Genomic DNA, 16,607 nt, shown 5'->3' on the forward strand with positions numbered 1-16,607 from the left:
ATGTCTCGCCGCGCGATCACCATCGTTGCCGGCTGCGTAGCCCTTGTGCTCGCGGTTGTGGCGGCGCTGCCGTTCACCCCGGCTATGCCGGTAGACAGCGTCAACGTTGAAGGCGCAGTGAACCTGCCAGCGGAAGAAATCGAGGGGTTGTCCGGCGTGCAGCCGGGCACCCCAATGGGGCGTGTCGACGTGCGCGGGGCCGCCCAGAAGGTGGCCGGCAACCCGTGGGTGGACTCGGTGACGGTGAAGCGCAACTGGCCCAACGCGGTGGATGTCACGGTGGTGGAGCACACCCCGGTGGCCTGGATCGACCAGGGCGGCGAGCCGCACCTGATCAACAGCGAGGGCAAGGATTTCGTGGTCGCCCAGCCGCCGCTGGGGGCGGTGCAGCTCGTCGGCATCAGCGAAGCGCAGCTGCCGAAGGCGGTGGAGGTCGCCTCCGCGATCACGGACCCGGCCCGCCCGCAGGTCCGCGAGCTCACCAGCGACGGGGACCACAGTTTCGTGCTCAAGCTCGACGGCGACAGGACTGTCACGTGGGGTGCGTCCGAGGACAACCACAACAAGGCGCTCGCGCTTGAGACGGTGCTGCAGCTGGACGGAAAAACATTCAACATTTCCAACCCGGAACTGGTCACTTCGCGCTAAAACCGCAGGTCACAACCCTAAAGTACAGGTTTAGGGTTGTGACACGCCGAACCAGAAAACAAAAATCCGCGCGCTTTCACACAAGATGGTTGGCAACTGCAAAAACCAACTTGTGAAAGGCGAGACCACCATCATGACCTCTCCCGCCAATTACCTCGCCATGATCCGCGTCGTCGGTGTCGGCGGCGGCGGCGTCAACGCCGTCAACCGCATGATCGAGGAAGGCCTTAAGGGCGTCGAGTTCGTTGCCATCAACACCGACTCCCAGGCGCTGCTGTTTACGGATGCCGACACGAAGCTCGACATCGGGCGCGAGGCCACCCGCGGTCTCGGCGCTGGCGCGAACCCCGAGGTCGGCCGCACCTCCGCCGAAGACCACAAGCAGGAGATCGAGGAGTCCCTGAAGGGCTCCGACATGGTCTTCGTCACCGCTGGCGAGGGCGGCGGCACCGGCACCGGCGCCGCCCCGGTGGTCGCCGGCATTGCCAAGAAGATGGGCGCGCTGACCATCGGCGTGGTCACCCGCCCGTTCACCTTCGAGGGCAAGCGCCGCACCCGCCAGGCGCTCGAGGGCATTGAGAACCTCAAGGAAGTCTGCGACACCGTCATCGTCATCCCGAACGACCGCCTGCTGCAGCTGGGCGACGCTGAGCTTTCCATGATGGAAGCCTTCCGTGCGGCGGACGAGGTGCTCTACAACGGTGTCCAGGGCATCACCAATCTCATCACCATCCCGGGCATGATCAACGTCGACTTCGCGGACGTGCGCTCCGTCATGGCCGACGCCGGATCCGCCCTGATGGGCGTCGGCTCCGCCCGCGGCGACAACCGCGTGATGACGGCAACCGAGCAGGCCATCAACTCCCCGCTGCTGGAGACCACCATGGAGGGCGCCAAGGGCGTGCTCATCTCCGTCGCTGGCGGCTCCGACCTGGGCCTGATGGAGGTCAACAACGCGGCCTCCATCGTCGAGGAGAAGGCCGACGAGGACGCCAACATCATCTTCGGCACGATCATCGACGACAACCTGGGCGACGAGGTCCGCGTGACCATCATCGCCACCGGCTTCGACGAGAAGGCCAACGCCCGCCCGGCCGAGCCCGCTGAGCAGGAAGCGCCGCAGGCGCAGCCGGAGCAGACCTCCACCAAGGTCGTGGAGGCCGAGCCAGCCAAGGAGGAGTACCAGCCGCGCCACCGCTACGAGCCGTCCACCCGTAGCGGCCTGTTCACCGAGCGTGAGCGCGAGCCCCGCGAGCCCCGCGACGGCGGTTTCGACGGCGGCTTCGATGACGTCGATGTGCCGGACTTCATGCGCTAGTTAAGCTGGCAGGCATGCCAGATCTTTCCTCCCGCCCCGTCCGCATGGTGTTCACCTCCCGTGCGGGCGGGGTTTCTGCTGCCCCCTACGATTCGTTCAACCTGGGCACCCACGTCGGCGACGACGCCGCCGATGTCGCCGCGAACCGCGCCCGGCTCGCGCAAATACTTGGCCTGCCCGAGGAGCGCTTCGTGTGGATGGAGCAGCTGCACACCAACACAGTCACGCTTATCGACGGACCTTCGGCCACCCCCGTGGAAGCCACCGACGCCATCGTCACCAGAGAAAAGAACCTGGCCCTGTGCGTACTCGTGGCTGATTGCACCCCGGTGCTGCTGTCGGACCACACCGCCGGCGTCATCGGCGCGGCGCACGCCGGGCGGATGGGCGCGCGCAACGGGATCGTGAAAAACACCGTCGAGGCGATGGTGGGCCTCGGCGCTGAGCCGTCGCGCATCCAGGTGCTGCTGGGGCCTGCCGCGGCCGGGGAGTCGTATGAGGTCCCGGAGGGGATGGCTTTAGACGTCGAGAAGCATTTGCCCGGCTCCCGCACCCGCACAAAGAAGGGCACCCCCGGCATCGACGTGCGCGCCGGGCTGGTGCGCCAGCTGATGAGCCTGGGGGTGACCCACATCGACGCGGACCCGCGCGACACCATCACCGACAAGGACTTCTTTTCCCACCGCCGCGAAGGTGTGACCGGGCGCCAGGCTGGCGTAATTTGGATGCCAAATGTCTGATCTCGCACGAAACCTCGACACTGTCCGCCAACAGATCCGCGACGCGGAGCGCGCCGCCGGCCGTGAAGAAGGCAGCGTGGCACTTTTGCCGGTGACGAAGTTCCACCCGGTGGAGCGCATCATCGAGCTGGCATCGCTCGGCGTTGTGCTGGTGGGGGAGAACCGGGAACAGGAGGCCCGCGACAAGGCGGCGGCGCTTGAGGGGCGCTGCGGCATCGCCATGATCGGCCAGATCCAGTCCAAGAAGGCAAACTCGGTGGCGCGCTGGGCCTCGGAGGTGCACTCGCTGGACTCGCTGAAGCTGGCCCACGGGCTGGACCGCGGCATGGCGCTGGCGCTCGAGCGCGGTGACCGCACAGGCGAGACCCTGCCGTGCATGGTGCAGCTGTCTTACGACGGCGACACTGCCCGCGGCGGCGCACACCTCGACGACGTTCCCGCGATCGTGGAAGCGGTGGAGGAATCCGAGCACCTCGAAATGGCCGGATTCATGGTTGTGCCGCCGTTGGATTCGCAGCCCCGCGAGGTGTTCGCCCAGGCGCGCTCGTTGACGGACGACTACGCCGCGAAACTCAAGCGCGACTTGAGACTTTCCGCAGGTATGAGCGGTGATTTCGTAGACGCGATCGAGTGCGGATCCGATATCGTGCGTGTCGGAACAGCCCTCCTCGGGCCCCGGCCCGTACTCTGAAATCCACCGCGAATCACCCCATAAAAGGAGCCGCCCGCATGTCCTTCTTCGACAGTGCTAAAGATTTTTTCGGCCTCGGCCCCGTGGATAACGCCGAGGACGACGCCTACTACGACGACCCGCAGTACAGCTCAAACGCCGCCGGTTCCACCGCCTACGACCGCGCGGACCGCGCAGACCGTGTGGAGCGCGCCGAGCGCCCCTCGCGCATGGACCGCCCCGCCGCGCGCGACTACGGCCGTGAAACCGTCCGCCCCAGCTACCGCTCCACGACGCACATCGTCACCGCGGCGCCGCGCAACTACAACGACGCCAAGGAGATCGGCGAGCCGTTCCGCGACGGCGACGCTGTGGTCATGGACTTGACCGACCTGGACACCGCCGACGCGAAGCGTATCGTCGATTTCGCCGCCGGCCTGTGCTTCGCGCTGCGTGGCAGCATGCACAACCTGTCCCGTGGCGTCGACACGCGCAAGCGCCTGTTTGCCATCGTTCCGGAGAACGCGAAGCTGGAGAAGGACGACCTGAAGCGTGCTGCCGGCTTGCGCTAGCCGGTAGGGTGATTCGCCGTGGCACTTTTTGGAGCAATCATCTACGCCCTGGTGGGTCTGTACTCGCTGCTGGTTATCGTGCGCATCATCATTGAGATGGTGCAAGCGTTTTCCAAGCAGTTCGACCCGCCGCACTGGTTCATCATGGTGGCCGAACCCATCTTCCGGATGACTGATCCGCCGGTGAATGCGCTGCGCAAACTCATTCCGCCCCTGAGGCTCGGCGGAAGTGGTGTGGGCCTGGACGTGAGTGTCATTGTCCTGTTTTTCATCCTCATGCTCATCCAGATGCTCATCGGTGCCGTGCTGATTAATCCGGCGTTGCGATAGCTTTACTTGAGCTTTAGCCCGGCTTTACGGCTAGGCTGGGCTACACTCGTCGAACGAAACCGTTACAATTCAGCAGATAATGCTTCGCGCGAGCGAGTACTCACACGATTATCGAAGGGAACGCAAATGCCGCTGACACCAGCAGACGTGCACAATGTCGCTTTCAGCAAGCCGCCGATTGGCAAGCGAGGCTACAACGAGGACGAGGTGGATCAGTTCCTCGACCTCGTGGAGGACACGCTTGCACAGCTGCAGGATGAGAACGACGAGTTGCGTTCCCGCCTGGAGGAGGGTGGCCAGGGCGCTGTCGCTGCAGCCCCGGTGAAGCGTTCCGAGGACACCGAGAAGGTCGACGAGGCCGCTATCCGCCGCGAGGTGGAGCAGAAGGTCCGCGCCGACTTCGAGGCGCAGCTGCGCTCCGCGAAGCAGGCGCAGGAGAAGGCTGAGGCTGAGGCCCGCTCCGCTAAGGACGAGGCGGCGAAGGCCCGCAAGCAGGCTGAGGAGGCCGCGAAGGCTCCGAAGCAGGCGACCGCTCCGGCCGCTGCCGCATCCCAGCCGGCCGGCAGCGACGTTTCCGCTGACACCCACGTGCAGGCGGCCAAGGTGCTCGGCCTGGCGCAGGAGATGGCAGACCGCCTGACCAGCGACGCGCAGGCGGAGGCGTCCTCCATGCTTGCCGACGCTCGTGCCGCCGCAGAGCGCGAGATCGCCGAGGCCGAGTCCAAGTCCAAGAAGCAGCTCGAGGACGCGCAGACCCGCTCCCGCACCCAGCTGCAGGACGCGGAGACCCGCTCCAAGCAGCTGGTCACCGACGCCCAGAAGAAGGCTGAGGAGACCACCAACGAGGCCAACTCCCGCGCCGAGGCGCAGATCCGCCAGGCGGAGGAGCAGGCGAACAAGCTCAAGGCTGACGCTGAGCGCAAGCACACCGAGATCATGAACACGGTGAAGCAGCAGCAGACCGCACTGGAGAACCGCATTGCGGAGCTGCGCACCTTCGAGCGCGAGTACCGCACGCGTCTGAAGACGCTGCTGGAGTCCCAGCTGGAGGAGCTCGAGTCGCGCACCAACACCGCGCCGAACGAGAAGTAGTACCTGACTCTTCACAAACGCCCAGCATCCCTGTAGGATGCTGGGCGTTACTCGTAACACGCAATGATCCGGCCATCACCGGGGAGCGTTTCCGGAAGAACGGCTTTTGCTTACTAGACCCGGACGTCACACACGGAAGACGTAACTTCCTTCACCGAAATGAAGTGGGGGCAATTGCCCCAAGCAGGGTGGTACCGCGCAGCAATGCGTCCCTGCACGGCTGAAGGAGTGATGTCATGGTTGGCAACGTCTACCCCAAGGTTGACATGACCGGCGGCAGCGACCGTTTCCCGGAGATGGAACGCGTCGTCCTCGACTACTGGAACACGGACGGCACGTTCAAGGCCTCCCTAGAGCAGCGCGAGGGCTGCGAGGAGTACGTGTTCAACGACGGCCCTCCATTCGCCAACGGCATGCCGCACTACGGCCACCTGCTCACCGGCTACGTCAAGGACATCGTGCCGCGTTTCCGCACCATGTCCGGCTTCCACGTCCCGCGCGTCTTCGGCTGGGACTGCCACGGCCTGCCCGCAGAGCTGGAGGCGGAGAAGCAGCTCGGCATCACCGACAAAGCCCAGATCGAGGACATGGGCCTGGAGCAGTTCAACGAGTACTGCGCCAAGTCCGTCATGCACTACGCGGGCGAGTGGGAGGACTACGTCACCCGCCAGGCTCGCTGGGTGGACTTCGAAAACGGCTACAAGACCATGGACCCGGAGTACATGGAGTCCGTCATGTGGGCGTTCAAGGAGCTCTACGACAAGGGCCTGATCTACCAGGGCTTCCGCGTCCTGCCGTACTCCTGGGCCGAGCACACTCCGCTGTCCAACCAGGAGACCCGCCTGGACGACTCCTACCGCGACCGCCAGGACCCCACCGTTACCGTCACCCTGCCGTTTACAGGCGGGCGCGCAGGCTACGCGGCGGAGAAGACCTGGGCCGAGCACCCTGAGCTTCACGACGCCTCCGCTATCGCCTGGACCACGACCCCGTGGACCTTGCCGTCCAACTTGGCCCTCGCGGTCCACCCCGAGGTGGAGTACTCGTTGGTTAAGGTCGGTGCGGACGGGGCCGAAGGTTTCGTCGATAAGCAATTGCTCTTGGCGACGAATCTGCTCGGCGCCTATGCGAAGGAGCTCGGCGAGTACGAGGTCGTAGCCACCTATCTCGGCGCGCAGCTGGAGGGCCTGGAATACGAGCCGGTCTTCGACTACTTCCGCGACCACGACAACGCGTTCATGATCCTCAACGCGGACTACGTGACCACCGAGGACGGCACCGGCGTGGTCCACCAGGCACCCGCCTTCGGTGAGGACGACATGCTCACCTGCCAGGAATACGGCATCGACCTGGTCATCCCCGTCGACGCCGACGGCAAGTTCACCTCGCTGGTGCCGGAGTACGAGGGCAAGCTGGTCTTCGACGCCAACCGCGACATCATCCGCGACCTGCGCGCCAAGGGCCGCGTGCTGCGCGACCAGACCATCGTGCACTCCTACCCGCACTCCTGGCGCTCCGGCGAACCGCTGATCTACATGGCGCTGCCGGCCTGGTTTGTGAAGGTCACCGAGTTCCGCGACCGGATGGTGGAGCTGAACCAGGAGATCGAGTGGATCCCGTCGCACATCCGCGACGGCCAGTTTGGAAAGTGGCTTGAGGGCGCGCGCGACTGGAACATCTCCCGCACCCGCTACTGGGGCTCGCCGGTGCCGGCGTGGGTCTCCGACAACCCGGAGTACCCGCGCGTGGACGTCTACGGTTCCCTGGATGAGCTGGAGCGCGACTTTGGCACTCGTCCGAAGTCCCTGCACCGCCCGCACATCGACGAGCTGGTGCGACCGAACCCGGACGACCCGACCGGTAAGTCCATGATGCGCCGCGTGCCGGACGTGCTGGACTGCTGGTTCGAGTCCGGCTCCATGCCGTTCGCGCAGTACCACTACCCGTTTGAGAACCGCGAAGAGTTTGAGACCCGCCAGCCGGCCGACTTCATCGTGGAGTACTCCGGCCAGACGCGCGGCTGGTTCTACCTCCAGCACGTCATGTCCACCGCGCTTTTCGACCGCGTCGCGTTCAAGAAGGTTGTCGCCCACGGCATCGTGCTGGGCTCCGATGGTCTGAAGATGTCCAAGTCGAAGGGCAACTACCCGGACGTCATGGAGGTCTTCGACCGCGACGGCTCCGACGCCATGCGCTGGTTCCTCATGTCCTCGCCGATCTTGCGCGGCGGCAACCTGATCGTCACCGAGCAAGGCATCCGCGAGGGAGTGCGCCACGCGCTGCTGCCGATCTGGAACGCCTACACGTTCCTGCAGCTGTACTCCTCGGAGGACGCGCAGTGGTCCGTGGACTCGGATAACGTGCTCGACCGCTACATCCTGGCCAAGACGCACGACCTGGTCGCAGCAGTGGGGGAGGCGTTGGACGACACGCGCATCGCCGACGCCTGCGACGAGGTGCGCCGTTACGCCGACACGTTGACCAACTGGTACGTGCGCCGCTCCCGCGACCGTTTTTGGGAGGGCCAGGAGGCGCACCCGGAGGCGTTCAACACCCTCTACACGGTGCTCGAGGTCGTCTCCCGCGCGGTGGCGCCGCTACTTCCGTACGTCTCCGAGGTGATCTGGCGCGGGCTTACCGGAGGCCGTTCGGTGCACCTGACGGATTACCCGCAGGCGACCGAGCTGCCGGCCGACGCTGACCTGGTCGCCGCCATGGATGCGACCCGCGCGGTCTGCTCTGCGGCGTCGTCAGTGCGAAAGGCGAACAAGCTGCGCAACCGCCTGCCTCTGCCGAAGCTCACCGTCGCGCTGCCGGATTCCGCCAAGCTTGAGCCGTTCCGCTCCACCATCCGCGACGAGGTGAACGTGAAGGACGTCGTTTTGACTGACGACGTTGACTCCGCCGGATCCTTCGAAGTCGTGGTCAACGCGAAGGTGGCTGGCCCGTCGCTGGGCCGAGACGTGCAGCGCGCCATCAAGAACGTCAAGGCCGGCAACTACGAGCGCCGAGGCGACGACGTGGTGGTCGACGGCGACATCGTACTCACCCCGGAGCTTTACACCGAGCGACTGGTGGCGGAGAACCCGGAGAGCACCGCGCGTGTCGACGCCGATGGCACCGTCGGCTTGGTCGTCCTCGACACCGAGGTCACCGAGGAACTCGAGGCCGAGGGCTGGGCCGCAGACGTGATCCGCGGCCTGCAGGACGCCCGCAAGCACGAGGGCTTCGAGGTCTCCGACCGCATCGCCGTGGTGCTGGCCGTGCCGGCTGAGAGGGAAGCGTGGGCCCGCACCCACGCGGACCACATCGCCGCCGAGACCCTGGCGACGTCCTTCGACGTGGTCACCGAGCCCGTCGAGGGCCACGACATCGTCGACGGCGTGACCGCCACTGTTCGGAAGGACAGCTAAGGCTGGAAGGTTAGGCTGGAGCCTCACTCGTGCAGAGTGGGGCTCCTTTCTTCGCGCTGAGCAGGGTCAGCATGTTTGTGGACACTATGCAGCGGCATAGTTTCTGGCGTGGTCGTGGGGGGTCGTGTGGGGCGTCCGAGGGGGAGGCGACTATGCAGCTGCATAGTTTTTCTGACCAACTTTGGGTAGACACCCACTATGCAGTGGCATAGTCTCCCGGGGTGTGCGGAGCGGGGTATCCACTATGCAGCTGCATAGTCTTTCGGGGCGTGTGTGGGGGCGTATGGGTGGAACCGCTTATGCAGCTGCATAGTTTTCTGACCAACTTTGGGGACACACCCACTATGCAGCGGCATAGTTTCGCGCGGCTCAAGCGGGCGCTCCGGGGAGACACCCACTATGCAGCTGCATAGTGAAAGGCTTCTATGTTCGACGCTCAAAATTAGTTAAGTCGCATGCATTGTCCACTTCAGTGAACATTTTCTGCAAAACCCTTGACTCGAACACATGAGCGTTCTATAAAGGTGTCAATGTTCATGAGTGAGGGGATTAACCATGACAATTGCGGTGGACGAACGTACGGAAGGCCGAACGGGTGGTCTGTCGGCAGAGGTGCTCGAGGACCAGATCAAATGCAATCAATTGTCGGCCAATCACCACCGGGCGCTAATGCTCGATGCGGTGGGACAGTTCGACGAACAAGGGCTCGCGGAGCAGTACGGGGAGAGGTCGACGGCAACGTGGTTGCGTACCGAGCTCAACCTCCCGGAGGCCACAGCATTCGAGTATGTGCGCGTGGCGCGGGGGCTGAGGAAGTTCAGGCGTTTGTACGACGCATTCGAATCGGGGGTGATGCCGTATTCGACAGTTCGCTTCCTTCTCCGGTACCTGGATGAGTACAACGAGGAGCAGTACGTCGAGCTCGCGCTGAGCATGTCGTTTGCTGATCTTCAGCTTTTGCTCGCCGGGGCAAGGCCCAAAGAGGAGGACCCGACTGAACCTTTCGCTCGCGCCCGCGAGTGCGACGACGGCATGCTCGCCTTCGAGGCGAGGCTTCCGGCGGTAGCCGGCCAAAAGCTCCTGACTGCGCTGAAGGTGGCGCAGTTGGCCAGTTTCGGTCTCGAGGATGTGGACCCGGATGATCTGCAGGATTCGGAGAAGGTGCAGAAGCTTATCGACGACGCAGCTGCCGCCGAAGACGCCGTCCCGTCGGAGCAGGACCGCGCTCCACGCAAGCGCACGAAGATCACCATGGACGACATCGCGCGTTCGGTGTCGCGCTACGGGCCTCCAGAAAAACAGGATGTGTACGGGGCGTTGTTGTCAATGATCGATATGGTCCGTGCAAACCCAAGGAGTCCGCTTCGTAGCCCTGGCGTGCAGGTTAACCTCATGGTGAATCAGCAAGGTCAGTGCTGGATGCCGGAAAACCGCTCGGCCTGTTCTGAGGACGTGCGCAGCTACCTCGCTAATGCGATGGTGCGTTTGCACTTGCTGGATGACACGGGACTGACTATCCGCGTCGGACGTTCGCGGAGGTTCGCTACAGACGGCCAGGTGCAGGCACTGCTCGCGATCTGGGGGTATCAGTGCGCCATGCCTGGATGTTCGCATAGGCGCTTCATAGAGATGCACCACATAAAGGAGTGGGAGCACGGAGGCATGACCGACTTGGACAACCTGATCCCGCTGTGCTCGAGCTGCCACTCCCAGGTGAGCCACGGAGTGATCACCATCGAGCGCCAGGGGAGCGACTTGTTCTTCACGTTCAAAAACGGTGCCCGGTTCGTCTCGCGTAATCGAAAGCAGCCGAGGCGGATGGAGTACGTCACCGGAGATTCGTTCGCCGGGTGAGGAGATTGGAACTAGGCGGTCCCGGTGGTGCACAGTGGTGGACATGAACCGCTGGGTGCTGCACATCGACATGGATGCGTTCTACGCCTCCTGCGAGCAGCTGACCCGGCCGACGCTCAAAGGACGCCCAGTGCTGGTGGCGGGAGTAACGGGCCGCGGCGTGGTCGCAGGCGCCAGCTACGAGGCACGCAAGTACGGGGCGCGCTCAGCGATGCCGACGCACCGGGCGGCGCGCCTGGTGGGGTCGAAGGCGGTGCTAGTGGCGCCGCGCAGGCCGGTCTACGTGGCGGCGTCGCGGCGGGTGTTCGAGGTAATCGGCAGGCACGTGGACGTGGTGGAGCAGCTGTCCATCGACGAGGCGTTCATGGAGCCGGAGGACTTGGTCGGGGCGAGCCCGGAGGATGTGGAACAGTGGTCGAACGAGCTGCGCGCAGCCATCAAGGAGGAGACGGGCTTGCCCAGCTCGATCGGGGCCGGTCCGGGAAAGCAATACGCAAAGATCGGTTCGGGCCGGGCAAAGCCGGACGGGGTGTTTGTCATCCCGCACGATCGGCAGCTAGAGATTTTGCACCCGATGCCGGTCAACGAGCTGTGGGGTGTGGGCCCGGTGACGGAATCGAAGCTGCTCGCTGCCGGAATTGAAACGATCGGTGACCTCGCCAACCTCAGCGAGAAAGAGCTGGACATCGCCATCGGCGGCGCGGTGGGCAAGCAGCTGTGGTGGTTGGCGCGGGGCGTGGACGAGCGGCCGGTGGCGCCGAGGGCGGAGTCGAAACAGATCTCCTCGGAGCACACGTACCCGCAGGATCTGACCACCCCGCCGGAGGTGGACGCGGCGTTGGAGCGGGCGGCTGCGGAGTCGCACCGCAGGCTGCGCAAGGACGGCCGCGGGGCGCGAACGGTGACGGTGAAGCTGCGGATGGCGGACTTCCGCATCGAGTCGCGTTCGGCGACGCTGCCGTACGCCACCGATGACGCGGAGACGCTGCTGGCCACTGCCTTCCGGATCGTGCGCTATCCGGACGAGGTGGGCCCGATCCGGTTGGTGGGAGTGTCGTACTCGGGGCTGGAGGACACGTTGCAGGATGTGCTCTTTCCGGAGCTGGACCAGGCGATTGTGAAGCCGGCGCCGGTGTCGGTGGACTACGAAACCGGGGTGAGCGACCACGAAACCCAGTTGGATACGGAGGTGCTTCAGGAGTCAGCACCGGAGCGAGGCGTGTGGCGCGCGACTCAGGACGTCTACCACCCGGACTACGGCCACGGCTGGGTCCAGGGCGCCGGCAAGGGGTGGGTGACGGTGCGGTTTGAAACGCGGGCGACGGGCCCGGGCAGGATCAAGAGTCTGCGCGCGGACGACCCGCAGCTCCAGCAGGCCGACCCGTTGGATTCGCTGGCGTGGGAGGACTGGTTCTCACAACAGTGAGCTCGGGTTCACGCCGCTGGCCAGCGCGGTGGCCAGCGCGATGCGGGCCTGGCTGGCGCTGAGGTAGCCGGCGGGCAGCGCGCCAAGATCGCCGAGGGTGGAGCCGCCGCCGGCCCCGCCGTACGCGAACGACACCTCGCCGTAGGGCACCGACGTGGCGACAACCACAGGGACCCCGCGACGCAGCAGCTTTGCGACGGCTCCGCCCATGCACGCCGACACATTGCCGGAACCGAGGGCTTCTAAGACGAGCCCGTCGATAGGCCCGAGCGCGCGGATGAGGGCGTCGTCGGCGCCGGCCCACGCGCGGATGATGGGGATGTTCAACCCGGCCAGTGGCGCGGGAGGCACCGCCATGGGGCGGGGCAGGGGCGAGCCGCTGGTGAGAGTGAAGGCGTGCTCGGCGGTGGTTTGCGTCTTCATCAACCCGCGCGCCGGGAGGGTCTCGCCGGCAGAGTGGACGAGCACGCCGGTGTCGCGCCGGCTGGCGGCCACCTCGATCGCCCCGCGCAGGTTGGCAGGCCCGTCGGGGCGCGCGTGGTCGGCGGAGCGCATCGCGCCGGTGAGCACTACAGGGCGGGGGTCGGCGTGGACGAGGTCAAGCGCGAGGGCGGTCTCGGCCATGGAGTCGGTGCCGTGGGTGATGACGAGGGAGGCGGAGTCGTCGAGAAGCGAAGTGCGCACGGTTTCGCGCAACATGTCGATCTCGGCCAAGCCCATGGACGAAGAGTCCAGGCTGGCCACGTCGATCGCGCGCACCTGGCGAGTGGTGCCGCAGCGGTCGACGAGTTCCTCGCCAGTGAGGGTGGGCACGAGCGCGCCGCGGGCGTTTGCAGTGGAGGCGATCGTGCCGCCGGTTGAGATGACTAACACGTTCATGCACACAGAGTGCCAGAAAGTTGCGGGTGTGCAGTAACGTGAAGCGAGAGATTTACGCTACGCAAGGAGAACACGTGAAAACACCGAAACTTGTCGCAGCCGCAGCTGTCGCGGGGCTTGCGCTGAGCCTGACTGCCTGCTCCGAGGATTCGGACACGACTGAAACTACCGCCGCGTCCCAGTCGGCCTCCTCCGAGGCAGCGCCGGTGGCGGAAATGCCGACGGCGGAAGAGCTCAACGCCGTGCTGCAGCGCGCTGCCGACCCGAACCTGCCGATCGCCGAGCGAGCGAACACCGTGCAGGGCGGCGAGACCACGCCGGAGCTGTTCGACCTGATGACGCAGTCGCAGCAGGAATCCGGCGCGAACTTCCAGGTGGTCAACCCGGTGTTGCCGGGCTACACCGCCAACTCGGTGCTCGCCACCGTGAACTTCACCCGCCCGAACGCCGAATCCCAGCTGGCGGAGGACGTGGAGTTCATCAACGAGGAAGGAAACTGGAAGATCTCCAAGAGCTGGGCATGCTTCCTGGTCAGCAACACGCTGCCGCCGGAGCAGGTGCCGGACATGTGCAACAGCGGCGCCCCCGCCGCCCCTGAGGCGCCGGCCGAGCAGGCGCCGGCCGAAGCCCCGGCCGAGCAGGCGCCGGCCGAGCAGCCGCCGGCCGAAGCACCGGCCGAAGCGCCGGCGCTCTAAGCGCCGTACTGCACAGCGCGGGTGATGTCTTGGACCACCCGCGCTTTCTCGTCTCCGCCGTAGATTAGGCGGGTGGTCCAGGCGGTCTGGCCGGACACCGGCAGCGGACGCGACAGGTCCACCACGATCTGGCCCTCGGAGGTGGTGCGGGAGGAATCCACCTGCACGCTTTCGCCCTCGAGTTCGCCGGGGCCGTCTACGGTGACGGTGTTGTTCTGGGGGCGTTCCTCAACCTTCGTGTCTAGCGTCAGAGTGTCCCCGTCGCGCGAGACCAGCGTGTAGGTGGTGGTGCGCGTCATGGAGGCGTCGCCTGCGACGCGGTTTTCCACGGTCCACGTCGCGCCGGGGCCGATCGGCTCGTCGGGGAAGACGACGGTGCTGTTGATGAGGGCGAGCAGGGTGGGTTCGACGTGCTGCAGGCCGCGCTGCGGCGCATCAGTTGGAGCGAGCAGTTTCAAGGTGGACACGCGGCCGGTGTCCTCGGCGCGCCAGCTCATACGGAACCCCTCGGAAGCGGCGACATCCTGGCCGATGTCGAGATCGGAATGCTTGCCGGAGCCGACCACGAAGTCGATGCGGGAATCGGCGTCCTCTTCGCCGTCGGAAGGGGCCGGGGCTTCGCCGGCGGTCACCGTCAGCGGCAGGGTGGTCTTGTTCACGTCGCCACCGGCGGGTGCGTTGGCATCCTCGGCTTCGCCGGGAGCTGCCACGTGCTGGTCCACGCCGGAGGAGACCGCAACTGAGGTATCCCACTCAGCGGCGGGCGAGTAGCGCACCTCATCCGGGTTCTCGCCGGGGTTGACCAGGGTGACCGAAGGAGCGTCGATAGGAAATGCCGGCACCCCGGCCACCGGATCGTCATCTGCTGAGGAACAGGCGGTGAGCGCGAGGGTGAGCGTGGCGGCGGCGGTGATACTGCGGAGGGTGCGGAACATTCTTCAAAAGCTACCTGGCCCGCGCAGCGGAATACAGGCAGCCCGCATGCGACCGGCTAAAGTGGTTCGGCGATGAAGCAGGACACGACAGCACAACGCACCCCGCGCTACCTCGTCTTGGTGGCTGCGGTCACGCTCGCGGTTGCCGCGGTGGACCAGCTGGTCAAGCAGCTGATGCTGAACTGGCTGGAGCCCGGTGTGCCGCAGCCGGTGATCGGGGACTGGTTCCGCTTCTACCTGCTGTTCAACTCCGGCGCGGCGTTTTCCATGGGGGAGAACCTCACCTGGTTGTTCACCGCGATCCAGCTGGCGTTCGTGCTGGGTGCGCTGTGGTTCGGGCCGCGCATGACCTCGAAGTGGGAGGCGCTGGGGCTCGCACTTGTTGCGGGCGGCGCGTTGGGCAACCTCACGGACCGCTTGTTTCGGGACCCCGGATTCTGGTTCGGCCACGTGGTGGACTACATCTCCGTAGGAAACTTCGCGGTGTTCAACTTGGCCGATGCGTCGATCACCGTCGGCGTTGTCGTGTTCATCCTGGGCACGCTCGCGGCGGAGATGAAGGGAGGCGAACGTGGGCGGTGAGTTCAGGGCCCTGCCCGTGCCTGAGGGGCTTGAGGGCATGCGGGTGGACGCGGCGATCGCCAAGCTCTTCGGAGTCTCCCGCTCCGTCGCCTCCGAGATGGCGGCGGAGGGCGATGTGCTTGTCGACGGAGCTGCCGCCCAAAAGTCCGACCGCGTCGCCACAGGCGCGATGCTGGAAGTCACCCTGCCTGAGCCGAAGCGCGCCCCGCAGCCGGTGACCGAGCTGGTGGAGGGACTGGAGATCCTCTACCAGGACGCGGACGTGATCGCCGTGGACAAACCGGTGGGCGTGGCCGCGCACCCCACGCTGGGCTGGGAAGGCCCGGACGTGGTGGGAGGTTTGCAGGCGATGGGCTTTACCCTGCCGGACGCCGGGCCCCCGGAGCGCCAGGGCATTGTGCAACGCTTGGACGTGGGCACCTCCGGCGTGATGATCGTGGCGGCGAGCGTGCCCGCCTACTCCGTGCTCAAGCGCGCCTTCAAGGAGCGCACGGTGGACAAGACCTACCACGCGCTGGTCCAGGGGCTGCCGGATCCGATCGAGGGCACCATTGACGCGCCGATTGCGCGCCACCCGTCTGCAGGCTGGAAGTTCGCCGTCACCCAGGACGGCCGCCCGAGCGTGACCCACTACAGCGTCATCGAGGCATTCCGCCGCGCGAGTCTTTTGGACATCCACCTCGAAACCGGGCGCACACACCAGATCCGCGTGCACATGTCCTCGGTGGGGCATCCCTGCGTGGGCGACCCCATGTACGGCTCCGACCCGAACCTGGCCAAGGAGCTGGGCCTGAAGCGCCAGTGGCTGCACGCCACCAAGCTGGGCTTTACCCACCCGCGCACCGGCGAGTACATGGAGGTCTCCTCCGAGTACCCGAAGGATCTGCGCACAGCGCTGGATAAAGTGCGGAACGGCTAGATGCGCGCACTCGCCCTGGTGCTCGCGCTCGTGGCCGGGTTCTGGCTCGTCGGCGAGGCCAACCCGCCCGCCCCGCCAGTGCTGCAAGGAGACCAGCTCGGCCCGGAGGAGGGGGAGACCGCGCAGCAGTACGTCCAGCGCGCCGCCGCAACTCTCGACCACGATGAGGCCTCCTTCGCGTTGGTCACCTTCGACCGGCCGCTTGACCCCGACGATGCTGCCGCGGCACTCGAGCCCGCCCCGCGCGTGAGCGCGCTGGTGGTTCCGGGGGTGGCTCCGGTGGTGGTCCCGGAGGCGTCGATAGGCAAAATGCGTATCGACGTCCTCCGGTCCGCCACCGCCTCCCCAATCGCCGGAGCAGTAGTGTTTGCCCCGCGCACGCAACTGGAGCGGATTAACGCCACGGACACGGTCCTTGCTGTGGAAATGCTGCCAGCGGACGCGGTGTGGGGAGCGTTTTCCATCACTCCTTCTGCGACACGTGGGGGGTGTATAGTTTGCGGAGTTGTACGCAAGCCCGTTTTGCACCGTTAG

Annotated in this window: 16 protein-coding genes; 14 read left to right on the forward strand and 2 right to left on the reverse strand. The window is 65.7% G+C overall.

The window, feature by feature from the left end:
* From ACF3NP_RS02215 to ACF3NP_RS02260, 10 genes are all read left to right on the forward strand, one after another.
* The gene (locus ACF3NP_RS02215; RefSeq protein ID WP_181888731.1) at positions 1-648 is read left to right on the forward strand and encodes a cell division protein FtsQ/DivIB; all 648 of its coding nucleotides are present in this window, start codon (positions 1-3) and stop codon (positions 646-648) included.
* Positions 649-781: 133 nt separating this feature from the next.
* Positions 782-1,966 (forward strand): cell division protein FtsZ, encoded by a 1,185-nt coding sequence (gene ftsZ / locus ACF3NP_RS02220; RefSeq protein WP_181888730.1) that lies wholly within the window; start codon positions 782-784, stop codon positions 1,964-1,966.
* A gap of 14 nt (positions 1,967-1,980) precedes the next feature.
* Complete coding sequence (pgeF, locus tag ACF3NP_RS02225) at positions 1,981-2,706, forward strand: peptidoglycan editing factor PgeF (protein ID WP_181888729.1); 726 nt, start codon at positions 1,981-1,983, stop codon at positions 2,704-2,706.
* A complete protein-coding gene (locus tag ACF3NP_RS02230) occupies positions 2,699-3,397 on the forward strand; it encodes a YggS family pyridoxal phosphate-dependent enzyme (RefSeq protein WP_181888728.1) in 699 nt (232 codons plus the stop codon). The genes pgeF and ACF3NP_RS02230 overlap by 8 nt, the downstream gene beginning before the upstream one ends.
* Positions 3,398-3,435: 38 nt before the next feature.
* Complete coding sequence (locus tag ACF3NP_RS02235) at positions 3,436-3,948, forward strand: cell division protein SepF (protein WP_181888727.1); 513 nt, start codon at positions 3,436-3,438, stop codon at positions 3,946-3,948.
* Between the two features lie 18 nt (positions 3,949-3,966).
* Positions 3,967-4,278: a YggT family protein gene (locus ACF3NP_RS02240; protein ID WP_181888726.1), complete on the forward strand. Its 312-nt coding sequence runs from the start codon at positions 3,967-3,969 to the stop codon at positions 4,276-4,278.
* Positions 4,279-4,404: 126 nt separating this feature from the next.
* Entirely contained in the window at positions 4,405-5,370 is a 966-nt protein-coding gene (locus ACF3NP_RS02245; protein ID WP_181888725.1) for a DivIVA domain-containing protein, read from the forward strand.
* Between the two features lie 236 nt (positions 5,371-5,606).
* Positions 5,607-8,783 carry an isoleucine--tRNA ligase gene (ileS, locus tag ACF3NP_RS02250; protein WP_392398908.1) on the forward strand — a complete coding sequence of 1,059 codons (3,177 nt, stop codon included), beginning with the start codon at positions 5,607-5,609 and terminating at the stop codon, positions 8,781-8,783.
* Positions 8,784-9,338: 555 nt separating this feature from the next.
* A complete protein-coding gene (locus ACF3NP_RS02255; protein ID WP_181888723.1) occupies positions 9,339-10,637 on the forward strand; it encodes an HNH endonuclease signature motif containing protein in 1,299 nt (432 codons plus the stop codon).
* 43 nt (positions 10,638-10,680) lie between these two features.
* Positions 10,681-12,063 (forward strand): DNA polymerase IV, encoded by a 1,383-nt coding sequence (locus ACF3NP_RS02260; RefSeq protein ID WP_181888722.1) that lies wholly within the window; start codon positions 10,681-10,683, stop codon positions 12,061-12,063.
* On the opposite strand, the gene ACF3NP_RS02265 is transcribed toward ACF3NP_RS02260, so the two are convergent.
* Complete coding sequence (locus ACF3NP_RS02265) at positions 12,052-12,942, reverse strand: asparaginase (protein ID WP_181888721.1); 891 nt, start codon at positions 12,940-12,942, stop codon at positions 12,052-12,054. The genes ACF3NP_RS02260 and ACF3NP_RS02265 overlap by 12 nt on opposite strands.
* Before the next feature lie 74 nt (positions 12,943-13,016).
* Between ACF3NP_RS02265 and ACF3NP_RS02270 the strand changes: the two genes are divergently transcribed.
* Positions 13,017-13,637 (forward strand): hypothetical protein, encoded by a 621-nt coding sequence (locus ACF3NP_RS02270; RefSeq protein ID WP_392398909.1) that lies wholly within the window; start codon positions 13,017-13,019, stop codon positions 13,635-13,637.
* Here ACF3NP_RS02270 and ACF3NP_RS02275 read toward each other — a convergent pair.
* Positions 13,634-14,572, reverse strand: a complete 939-nt coding sequence (locus ACF3NP_RS02275; RefSeq protein ID WP_181888719.1) for a DUF6263 family protein — start codon at positions 14,570-14,572, stop codon at positions 13,634-13,636. The two genes, ACF3NP_RS02270 and ACF3NP_RS02275, sit on opposite strands and share 4 nt — an antisense overlap.
* Before the next feature lie 72 nt (positions 14,573-14,644).
* Here ACF3NP_RS02275 and lspA point away from each other — a divergent pair, with 72 nt between their 5' ends.
* Genes lspA through ACF3NP_RS02290 form a run of 3 tightly spaced genes read left to right on the forward strand, consistent with a single transcriptional unit; the run spans position 14,645 to position 16,607 of the window.
* Positions 14,645-15,154: a signal peptidase II gene (gene lspA / locus ACF3NP_RS02280; protein WP_181888718.1), complete on the forward strand. Its 510-nt coding sequence runs from the start codon at positions 14,645-14,647 to the stop codon at positions 15,152-15,154.
* A gap of 37 nt (positions 15,155-15,191) precedes the next feature.
* Positions 15,192-16,073 carry an RluA family pseudouridine synthase gene (locus ACF3NP_RS02285; protein ID WP_181889611.1) on the forward strand — a complete coding sequence of 294 codons (882 nt, stop codon included), beginning with the start codon at positions 15,192-15,194 and terminating at the stop codon, positions 16,071-16,073.
* Positions 16,074-16,607, forward strand: a complete 534-nt coding sequence (locus tag ACF3NP_RS02290; RefSeq protein WP_181888717.1) for a hypothetical protein — start codon at positions 16,074-16,076, stop codon at positions 16,605-16,607.

It is taken from the genome of Corynebacterium lehmanniae (genome assembly GCF_043161975.1).
GTDB lineage: Bacteria > Actinomycetota > Actinomycetes > Mycobacteriales > Mycobacteriaceae > Corynebacterium > Corynebacterium lehmanniae.